We start from the raw sequence: 3474 nt of genomic DNA on the forward strand, positions 1-3474 counted from the left end.
GTCTTAAGGCCGCTGGGTCCCGCGATGGCGGACCACCGCCTTCGCGGGGACGACGATGTCTCTGTTACTCGATGATCTTGGCGACAACACCCGCGCCAACCGTACGACCACCTTCACGGATCGCGAAACGCAGACCCTCTTCCATCGCAATCGGTGCAATCAACGTCGCCACCATCTGCACGTTGTCGCCCGGCATCACCATCTCAACGCCATCAGGCAGCTCACACGCGCCGGTAACGTCCGTGGTGCGGAAGTAAAACTGCGGACGGTAACCCTTGAAGAACGGCGTGTGACGACCGCCCTCTTCCTTGGACAGCACGTACACTTCACACTCAAACTTGGTGTGCGGGTTAACAGAACCCGGTACCGCCAGTACCTGGCCACGCTCCACCTCATCACGCTTGGTGCCACGCAGCAGTACGCCCACGTTCTCGCCCGCGCGGCCTTCGTCCAGCAGCTTGCGGAACATCTCAACACCCGTACAGGTGGTGGTCTGGGTGTCCTTGATGCCCACGATCTCGATCTCGTCACCCACCTTCACAATGCCACGCTCGACACGGCCCGTGACCACGGTGCCGCGACCGGAGATGGAGAACACGTCTTCCACCGGCATCAGGAACGGCTGGTCGATCGCACGCTCCGGCTCGGGGATATAGCTGTCCAGGGTCTCTACCAGCGTCTTCACCGCGGTGGTGCCCAGGCCGTTGTCGTCCTTGCCTTCCAGCGCCATCAGCGCAGAGCCACAGATGATCGGGGTGTCGTCGCCCGGGAACTCGTACTGGTCCAGCAGCTCGCGCAGCTCCATCTCGACCAGCTCTTTCATCTCTTCGTATTCTTCCGAGTCCGCACCGCCGCAGTCTTCCGCCAGCAGGTCAGCCTTGTTCATGAACACGATGATGTAGGGAACGCCAACCTGGCGCGACAGCAGGATGTGCTCGCGGGTCTGGGGCATCGGGCCGTCGGTGGCGCCGCAGACCAGGATAGCGCCGTCCATCTGCGCCGCACCGGTGATCATGTTCTTCACGTAGTCGGCGTGCCCGGGGCAGTCGACGTGTGCGTAGTGGCGCTCCGGGGAGTCGTATTCCACGTGCGAGGTGGCGATGGTGATACCGCGCTCTTTCTCTTCCGGTGCGTTGTCGATGCCGTCAAAGGCCACCGCTTCGCCGCCCCAGACTTCCGCGCAGACACGCGTCAGTGCCGCTGTCAGCGTCGTCTTGCCGTGGTCAACGTGGCCGATGGTGCCCACATTTACGTGGGGTTTTGTACGCTCAAAAGTTTCTTTTGACACTGTTTTGATCCTCGTTATGTTGGCGGCGGACTATTGCCCCCCACCGTGTCACTCATTAAGTCTGGTTCTTGGAAATAATTTCTTCAGCGATGTTGTTCGGCGCTTCCGCATACTTGTTGAACTCCATCGTATACGTTGCACGACCCTGGGTCGCGGAACGCAGGTCTGTCGCGTAGCCAAACATCTCGGCCAGCGGTACGTCAGCAGTTACAACCTTGCCGGACGGGTTCTCGTCCATACCGCCGATGAGACCGCGCCGACGGTTAAGGTCACCGACCACGTCACCCATGTTCTCTTCCGGAGTCACGACTTCAACGGCCATGATGGGCTCGAGCAATACGGCGCCGCCCTCGGCAGAAAGTTTCTTGGTCGCCATGCTCGCAGCGATCTTGAACGCCATCTCGTTGGAATCCACATCGTGGAAGGATCCGTCGTACAGGGTCGCTTTCAGGCCGAGCAGCGGGTAGCCGGCGAGAACGCCGTTCTGCATCTGCTCTTCTATACCCTTCTGTACCGCGGGAATGTACTCACGCGGCACCACGCCGCCAACGATTTCGTTGACGAACTCCAGACCTTCGGCACTCTCGTCTTCGGCGGGCTCAAACCTGACCCAGACGTGGCCGTACTGACCGCGGCCACCAGACTGGCGCACAAACTTGCCTTCGATTTCAGAGGTGTTGCGTATAGCTTCGCGATAGGCAACCTGCGGCTTACCGATGTTGGCCTCAACGCTGAACTCGCGCTTCATGCGATCCACAAGAATATCGAGGTGCAGTTCGCCCATACCGGAGATGATGGTCTGGCCGGTTTCCTCGTCAGTCTTAACGCGGAACGACGGGTCTTCCTGGGCCAGCTTGCCCAGCGCAATACCCATCTTTTCCTGGTCCGCCTTGGACTTCGGCTCGACCGCTACGGAGATCACGGGCTCAGGAAACTCCATGCGCTCGAGCACAATCGGCTTGTCCTGGTCGCACAGCGTGTCACCCGTGGTCACATCTTTGAGACCCACGGCTGCAGCGATATCACCGGCGAGCACTTCCTTGATCTCTTCACGGCTGTTGGAGTGCATCTGCACCATACGACCAACACGTTCCTTCTTCTCCTTCACGGAGTTGTAGACGCCGGTGCCGCTTTCGAGCTTGCCGGAGTAAACGCGGAAGAAGGTCAGCGTACCCACGAACGGGTCAGTGGCGATTTTAAATGCCAGTGCCGCAAACGGGGCGTCGTCATCCGCCTCGCGGGTGTCGGGAGTCTGGTCTTTATCCAGCAGAGTGCCTTCGATCGCCTTCACTTCCGTGGGCGACGGCATGTAATCGATGACCGCGTCCAGCACAGCCTGTACACCCTTGTTCTTGAACGCGGAGCCGCCCAGAACAGGCACGATCTCGTTGGCCAGGGTACGCAGGCGAATGCCCAGCTTGATCTCTTCCTTGGTCAGCTCGCCACCTTCGAGGTACTTGTCCATGAGCTCGTCGTTGCCTTCCGCCGCCGCTTCGATCATGTACTCGCGCATTTCATCGACCTGCGCCTGCAGATCCTCCGGCACAGGGCCGTACTCGAAGGTCGTGCCCATGTCCTCTTCGTTCCAGAGGATCGCCTTGTTCTCGACGAGGTCGACAACGCCCTTGAAGCCTTCCTCGGCGCCGATGGTCATCTGCAGGGGCACAGCGTTGGCACCCAGGCGCTCCTTGAGCTGGGCGACAACACTCATGAAGTCGGCGCCGGCACGGTCCATCTTGTTGACGAACACCATACGGGGCACTTCGTACTTGTTGGCCTGGCGCCAGACCGTCTCAGTTTGCGGCTGCACGCCGGAGGAGCCGCACAGAACAACTACCGCGCCGTCCAGCACACGCAGGGAGCGCTCCACCTCGATGGTGAAATCCACGTGTCCTGGCGTGTCGATGATGTTGATGCGGTGCTCGTCGAACTGCGCATCCATGCCGCGCCAAAAACAGGTAGTCGCCGCGGAGGTGATGGTAATACCGCGTTCCTGCTCCTGCTCCATCCAGTCCATGGTGGCAGCGCCGTCGTGCACTTCACCGATCTTGTGGGAGATCCCGGTGTAGAACAGCACCCGCTCGGTGGTGGTGGTCTTGCCCGCATCCACGTGGGCACAGATACCGATATTCCGATATCGGTTGATGGGAGTTTTACGAGCCACGGTAGTTTCCCTGTAATAAGAG

Annotated in this window: 2 protein-coding genes; both read right to left on the bottom strand. The window is 60.1% G+C overall.

The window, feature by feature from the left end; genetic code table 11:
* Nucleotides 1-64: 64 nt before the first annotated feature.
* Entirely contained in the window at nt 65-1288 is a 1224-nt protein-coding gene (tuf, locus tag HKN37_17350; protein ID NNE48421.1) for an elongation factor Tu, read from the bottom strand.
* Nucleotides 1289-1343: 55 nt separating this feature from the next.
* A complete protein-coding gene (gene fusA, locus HKN37_17355) occupies nt 1344-3452 on the bottom strand; it encodes an elongation factor G (protein NNE48422.1) in 2109 nt (702 codons plus the stop codon).
* Nucleotides 3453-3474 lie beyond the last annotated feature (22 nt).

Source organism: Rhodothermales bacterium, from assembly GCA_013002345.1.
In the GTDB taxonomy this organism is placed as follows: domain Bacteria; phylum Bacteroidota; class Rhodothermia; order Rhodothermales; family JABDKH01; genus JABDKH01.